This window comes from Acinetobacter sp. 251-1, from assembly GCF_030329305.1.
GTDB lineage: Bacteria > Pseudomonadota > Gammaproteobacteria > Pseudomonadales > Moraxellaceae > Acinetobacter > Acinetobacter piscicola_A.
In genome coordinates, this window is sequence record NZ_JACANS010000038.1 from 1 (window position 1) to 6,748 (window position 6,748).

Genomic DNA, 6,748 nt, shown 5'->3' on the forward strand with positions numbered 1-6,748 from the left:
AATAATCGAGCATGAGTCTCATACGGATGCTCGGGTCGAAAGGGAATCCCCAGGCGAGTAACCTGTTTGCGGTGATCTGAACCGTACCGGGTTTGTCGGAGACTTTTTTATTTAAGTTAGGCCACCTGACCTAACGGATTAATTTTATCATAGTACATTGCTTCAAAATCAAAAGGTGGCACATAAGGATGAAAAAAGGCTTACTTTCATGGGCTTTTTGATTATCGATTTAACATAAAATCTCTTATGCGAAATTTAAGAAAAAAAGCTTTAGCATTTTTTTCTGTCTCTTCTTAATCGTTGATCTTTAGGCTTTCGCTTATTCCGTTTATTCAAATAAATCTGATCTGCATTTCGACAAGCCACTTCAAACTCTTTCATACTCCAAGCCTTCTTGGCAGTGAAGCGTACATAGTGTAAGTTTTTTGGAAAATACATTTGATTCAGCTTCTTCTGCTCGGGATTTCGGGCATTTAATATCGATCTCATTTTAGCCTGTAACGTGCCAATTTGATGACGTGTACCATGAAAAGTTCCCTTAGAACTCAATCTAAAAGTGGCTTCTTTCAAACGATCAGCCTGTTCAGTCGAAATTAAATCAATTTTTTTATTCAACTCCCGCGTTGCCGACTGCATAAATTCTTGCGATAGATACCAGGTAAAACGGATTTTCTTCTGAGAATATCGTTGAAAAAACTCCAAATGCTTTTTACGAACCCCGCGTAATGCACGAGTTAGCTCTTTCAACCGCTCGTTATAGCTCACGTCATCGTTAAATTTAATTCCAAACCGTTGCAGTAAAAATGCACTCACGGATGCCTGATTCCAACGTGTATGTTCATTTTCTAAAAAAGCAAAGCCGAAAATACGTTGAATACTGGAAAAACGCCTGACATCAGATGCATCAAAAGGCTTAAACACCCGATAAACCAGATCTTGGTTACTATCAATAGTTTTTACACGCTTGGCATGAACATTAAAAATAACGCCAAAGCGTTCAGGATGATAATAAACCCGAGAAAATTGTGGCTTAAGATCACTAAACTCAATGTATTGTCCCAGTACATAATTCCCATAGCGCAACAGTTTTTCTCTTTTGGTTGTCAAAAGACTATTCAACTTTTGCTTCTGTACCATGCTCGAATTTTTGGCGAGTATTTCTTTTAGCGTCAGCTTACTTCTTCGCGCTTCTCTGTAGCCTGTGGTAAATAACCAAAACTGGAATACCTCACTTTTGGCTGGATCATAATTGATGACCAGACTCCATACTGGTTCCCCGTAGTCCGATTTTTTCTTACGCTCAGATTCAGTCAGATCGAGGCCATACTTCAAAATTAATTTTGGAAGCACATGATGGAACTTTGAAAAAAGCACAGTATCAGAAAACCAAAACTTAGCCCTTCCATTCGAAATGCATTGCATAAGACTGAGAAGACAGTCTGTTTTCGTTGTTGTGTAGTAGATCATTATCTAATCAAAATATACCTTTTATGCGGAAAGCATAAAAGTTTATCTTTGATTAAAAAAGAATAAAAAACACCATTTTTATAAAATAGCGTTTTTTTTGATCAATTTTGGTATTTGTATAAATAAGAGTTCCAATCGAAGGCTCAACCAGTATCGTTTTACATAACCAATTTTTAAATCAAACTTCCTTTAACAGATCTGGATCAATTGACAACAATTTTTGAACATCCAGCATATAGTTAAAGTCTTCCTGGTATTGTTTCAACAGTGATCTAGAAGCAAGTAAATGTTCCAGAATCTGTTGTAAAACAGCTATGGACTTCTCATCAGCCTCAACATTCTGCCTAAGTTCTTTCCGAACTCGTTTAATCTGGGATGTCATAGCTTTGATTCCCAATTTATTTGCTATGACCATGGCTTCAAACCATTGAATATCGCGTTCTCTTGTTTTCATTATTATCACCATAAAAAAATATTGTTTTAATGTTCTCACTCTCTCAACGTTCACCACCAGCCTTCGGGCAAGCCCTCTGGGCTGATGGTGAACGTTGAGAGAGTTTCGACAATACTCACCCTAAGAGCTTGCAATAAATTGCTTGCTCAAAAGTATTGTCGAATACCGTTTGGGCTGACGGAGCCACGCATCGGTCGTCCACGACAGTAGGTAATTGTGCTTCCCTACGTAGGCTGAGATTACGATCCACACACCGCATCGACGCGTTCTCAAACCGAACAGGTCACTTTTCTCTGCGAGGGTTTCCCCAACATACAATTTAAAGCATCCCTGAACTACTCATCACGCTGTTGCTTTGTCGATTTCCCCTAGTAGCAACTCTTGCCTCACAATTGCAAGACAATCGCTGTGGTGCGCTAGCGTCGCTTAATCCTTCCACCCACACCACATGCCTTACCGTAAAAAACGGACACGCAGAAGTCGGCAAAACTCGCACACACAAAAGTTGCGTATTTAATGGACACAAAACGATTCAATAACGAAGCAAATCAGGTTTAGACTTGAAATTACTGCCCATAACTGTAAAAATAGTTGGACAGGTACAAGCCTTTGGTGAAATCCGCACGAGTTGGTAGCTCTGCTGATCTTCGTTATCTGATGCGTCAACATCAAATAACTGCGTACCGCTGAATATAAGAAAAACTCGTCAATACTGCAAGGTATTGGCGAGTTTTTTTTACTCATTTCAATGCCTTAAGTTTCACTCTTTTAATTTTTTTTATAAAAAATCGTCTACATCTTATTGATTATTTTCCTTTTTCAAAAAAAAAAAAGTTTCACTCTTTTGAAAAAAAAAATTGTTAACTGAATGAAAAAAAATCAAATCTATTCCCTTGTTTTTCCGCATTTTTTAAACACGTCCTAAAGTATTGGACACGTTGTGTGATCCCCACATATAAATATTCGGCAAAATTACATGATATATATGTAAAACTATACTCTCAATATCTGTAAATTTTACAGTCTATTAGACACCAACTTTAGACAACAATAGGCATGGCTTTACAACATGAAAAGTCTCACAGTTCTTGAATTATCCAAGCTTTACGGCATTAATAGGCAGACTATTTACAATCACGTAAAGAAAGGAATTTTAAGCAGAAATTCAGATAATAAGATTGATTTATCCGAAGCTATTCGTGTATTTGGGGAACCATCCAAAAAACAGGATGTAAAAGAGCCTGTAAAAGTTGACAGTCCAAATTCGGCAGAAGTTTTACTACTTAGACAGCAGATAGACCTTCTAAAAAATCAGCTAGATGATGCAAAAAATAGAGAAAGCTTCTATCAAAATCAAATTGAAACTATGCAACGCCTATTGGAAGCTCCAAAAACCAATACAACACAATCTGATGATCCTGGATCAACACAGGCAGAATCCACAGTAGAAGAAAAAGAGGAAGTCATAGTGATGACTCCTAAAGAATCAGAGGTTATCGAGAATAAGCGTATTCCAGTCCCTGAACATATTGCGCCAGAACCAGAAAAAAGGGGCTTCTGGAGCCGTTTTTTCAAGCCCTATGGATGATAGGACTATTTAATCAGACTAATCAAAACCGTGGAACATTGTTTATTTATTGATCGTGGAACATGAAAAATCACTAAAACAGCCTGAGCGTGACTGCTTAGGCTGTTTTTACAGATATAAGACATTGTTTTAAAAGGATTTTTACAGAACGTTTCGTATAACGTGTATTATGTTAATTTTAGAAAATCTTCACTACTATTATTTTAAAATAAGCCTTATATCCAAGCATAAAACAAGGTTGTCTAGACTTCTTTTAACAGTAAAGTTATCATAAAACTGAATTTTATTTTTTAGGTAAGTTTATGCATTCTATCCGCATTCGTTAAGACACAACTATTTGCATAGTGACACTATTTTATAATGGTGGGCTTTTGTTGTGTCTTTAAGAATATATGCGGATATATAAAGTAAAAGTATGCTTAATTTATAAGTATGCTTTTAGTGCATAGTTTCCAGTTATAACTTAATTGACTAGCTATTTGTCCACCCTGTGGATGAATAGCTTTTTTTTTGGGAGGACACTGTGATGCTAGCTTTTGTTTTCACCTAAATCCTGTTTGCTGCATAAAAAATTTCAAGAGCTAAACAGGAGTAAATAAAAATGAGTTTAATTATTAAAGCGAGAAACATACGCTTGGATTATGCTGGGCGTGATGTTTTGGATATTGATGAATTGGAAATTCACTCTTATGACCGTATTGGTCTTGTGGGTGATAACGGAGCAGGAAAGAGTAGTTTACTCAAAGTACTTAATGGCGAAATTGTTTTAGCCGAAGCGACATTACAGCGTTTTGGTGATTTTGCACATATCAGCCAACTGGGCGGAATCGAAATAGAAACGGTCGAAGACCGGGCAATGTTATCTCGCCTTGGTGTTTCCAATGTACAAAACGACACAATGAGTGGCGGAGAGGAAACTCGTGCAAAAATTGCTGCCGCATTTTCCCAACAAGTACATGGCATTCTAGCGGATGAACCAACCAGCCACCTTGATCTCAATGGAATAGATCTACTTATTGGTCAACTTAAAGCATTTGATGGAGCATTACTTGTTATCAGTCATGACCGATATTTTCTTGATATGGTTGTAGACAAGATATGGGAGTTAAAAGACGGTAAAATTACGGAATATTGGGGTGGTTACTCGGATTACTTGCGTCAAAAAGAAGAAGAGCGACAACACCAAGCCGTAGAATATGAGCTGATGATGAAGGAACGGGAGCGATTAGAATCTGCTGTGCAAGAAAAACGCCAGCAAGCTAATCGATTAGACAATAAGAAAAAAGGAGAAAAATCCAAAAACTCTACCGAAAGTGCTGGACGACTTGGGCATGCAAAAATGACTGGCACCAAGCAAAGAAAACTGTATCAGGCAGCTAAGAGTATGGAAAAGCGTTTGGCTGCATTAGAAGATATTCAAGCACCAGAGCATTTGCGTTCTATTCGTTTTCGTCAAAGTTCAGCCCTAGAACTGCACAATAAGTTCCCGATTACGGCAGATGGTCTGAGCTTAAAATTTGGTAGCCGTACTATCTTTGATGACGCTAACTTTATAATACCGCTTGGCGCTAAAGTCGCTATAACTGGATCGAATGGAACAGGGAAAACGTCCTTGTTAAAAATGATATCAGAACGTGCTGATGGATTAACCATATCTCCAAAAGCTGAAATTGGCTACTTTACACAAACAGGATATAAATTTAACACGCATAAATCTGTGCTCTCCTTTATGCAGGAAGAGTGCGAGTACACAGTTGCGGAAATTCGTGCAGTATTGGCTTCAATGGGGATCGGAGCGAATGATATTCAAAAAAACTTATCCGACTTATCGGGAGGTGAAATCATCAAACTGCTTTTATCCAAAATGCTTTTAGGAAAATATAATATTTTGCTTATGGATGAACCAGGAAACTATCTTGACCTAAAAAGTATTGCCGCATTAGAAACAATGATGAAGTCCTATGCAGGAACTATTATCTTCGTATCTCATGACAAGCAATTGGTCGATAATATTGCTGACATTATCTACGAGATCAAAGACCACAAAATCATCAAGACTTTTGAGAGAGATTGTTAATGATAGCCAATCTAATCCGAACATTAATTATTGAACTCTTTAAAGGAAATTAAAAATGACAATTCAAGATATTCAATCACTTGCTGAAGCACACGGCTTGTTGCTTACGGACAAAATGAATTTCAATGAAATGGGCATTGATTTTAAGGTCGTTTTTGCTCTTGATACAAAGGGGCAACAATGGTTGCTGCGTATTCCTCGTCGTGATGGCATGAGGGAACAAATCAAGAAAGAAAAACGCATTTTAGAATTGGTAAAAAAACATCTTTCTGTAGAGGTTCCTGATTGGAGAATTTCATCTACAGAATTAGTGGCTTATCCCATACTTAAAGATAATCCTGTTTTAAATTTGGATGCTGAAACCTATGAAATAATTTGGAATATGGACAAAGATAGCCCGAAATACATAACATCTTTGGCAAAAACCTTATTTGAAATCCATAGTATTCCTGAAAAAGAAGTTCGGGAAAATGATTTGAAAATTATGAAACCTTCAGATTTAAGACCTGAAATAGCAAACAATTTGCAGTTAGTAAAATCTGAAATTGGTATAAGTGAGCAATTGGAAACCCGCTACAGAAAATGGTTGGATAATGATGTTCTATGGGCAGATTTCACCCAATTTATACATGGCGATTTATATGCTGGGCATGTACTAGCTTCAAAGGATGGAGCTGTTTCAGGCGTTATTGATTGGTCAACAGCCCATATAGATGACCCAGCGATTGATTTTGCTGGGCATGTAACTTTGTTTGGAGAAGAAAGCCTCAAAACTCTAATCATCGAGTATGAAAAACTAGGGGGTAAAGTTTGGAATAAACTATATGAACAGACTTTAGAAAGAGCAGCGGCCTCTCCTTTGATGTATGGTTTATTTGCCTTAGAAACTCAAAATGAAAGCCTTATCGTTGGAGCAAAAGCTCAGTTGGGAGTTATATAATTTAAAAATATGATTGCTGAGAACTGCCTTGTTTTGAAACTTGGTTGGCTTTAATTAGTTTTTAGTATTCTTTATAGAAAATGCCTCGATCAAGGGGCATTTCTAACAATCATTTAACATAAAATTTCTTATGTGAAGTAACCTGTGTAACTCCAAAATAGAAATGTCCGGTTTCTCCAAAGTAAAAATGTCCGCTTTTAGAATATGCACTTTTGCAATTTC

5 protein-coding genes are annotated in these 6,748 nt (G+C 37.1%); 3 read left to right on the forward strand and 2 right to left on the reverse strand.

Going from position 1 to position 6,748, the window contains the following annotated elements; genetic code table 11:
* Window positions 1-270 precede the first annotated feature (270 nt).
* Entirely contained in the window at window positions 271-1,422 is a 1,152-nt protein-coding gene (locus tag HX129_RS17320; RefSeq protein ID WP_286435315.1) for a hypothetical protein, read from the reverse strand.
* A gap of 223 nt (window positions 1,423-1,645) precedes the next feature.
* Complete coding sequence (locus HX129_RS17325) at window positions 1,646-1,921, reverse strand: hypothetical protein (protein WP_168382246.1); 276 nt, start codon at window positions 1,919-1,921, stop codon at window positions 1,646-1,648.
* Between the two features lie 1,069 nt (window positions 1,922-2,990).
* Here HX129_RS17325 and HX129_RS17330 point away from each other — a divergent pair.
* From HX129_RS17330 to HX129_RS17340, 3 genes are all read left to right on the forward strand, one after another.
* Complete coding sequence (locus HX129_RS17330; protein WP_286435313.1) at window positions 2,991-3,509, forward strand: plasmid replication DNA-binding protein; 519 nt, start codon at window positions 2,991-2,993, stop codon at window positions 3,507-3,509.
* A gap of 601 nt (window positions 3,510-4,110) precedes the next feature.
* Window positions 4,111-5,586, forward strand: coding sequence for an ABC-F type ribosomal protection protein Msr(E) (msr(E), locus tag HX129_RS17335; RefSeq protein WP_000052512.1), 1,476 nt, complete (start codon window positions 4,111-4,113; stop codon window positions 5,584-5,586).
* 55 nt (window positions 5,587-5,641) lie between these two features.
* On the forward strand, window positions 5,642-6,526 hold the full coding sequence (locus HX129_RS17340) for an Mph(E) family macrolide 2'-phosphotransferase (RefSeq protein WP_000155092.1): 885 nt from the start codon (window positions 5,642-5,644) through the stop codon (window positions 6,524-6,526).
* Window positions 6,527-6,748: the final 222 nt, after the last annotated feature.

What these genes read in the sequence shown, in the direction of transcription:
- HX129_RS17320 (WP_286435315.1), bottom strand. Translation starts at nt 1,422, where the DNA reads ATGCAATGCATTTCGAATGGAAGGGCTAAGTTTTGGTTTTCTGATACT.
- HX129_RS17325 (WP_168382246.1), bottom strand. Translation starts at nt 1,921, where the DNA reads ATGAAAACAAGAGAACGCGATATTCAATGGTTTGAAGCCATGGTCATA.
- HX129_RS17330 (WP_286435313.1), top strand. Translation starts at nt 2,991, where the DNA reads ATGAAAAGTCTCACAGTTCTTGAATTATCCAAGCTTTACGGCATTAAT.
- HX129_RS17340 (WP_000155092.1), top strand. Translation starts at nt 5,642, where the DNA reads ATGACAATTCAAGATATTCAATCACTTGCTGAAGCACACGGCTTGTTG.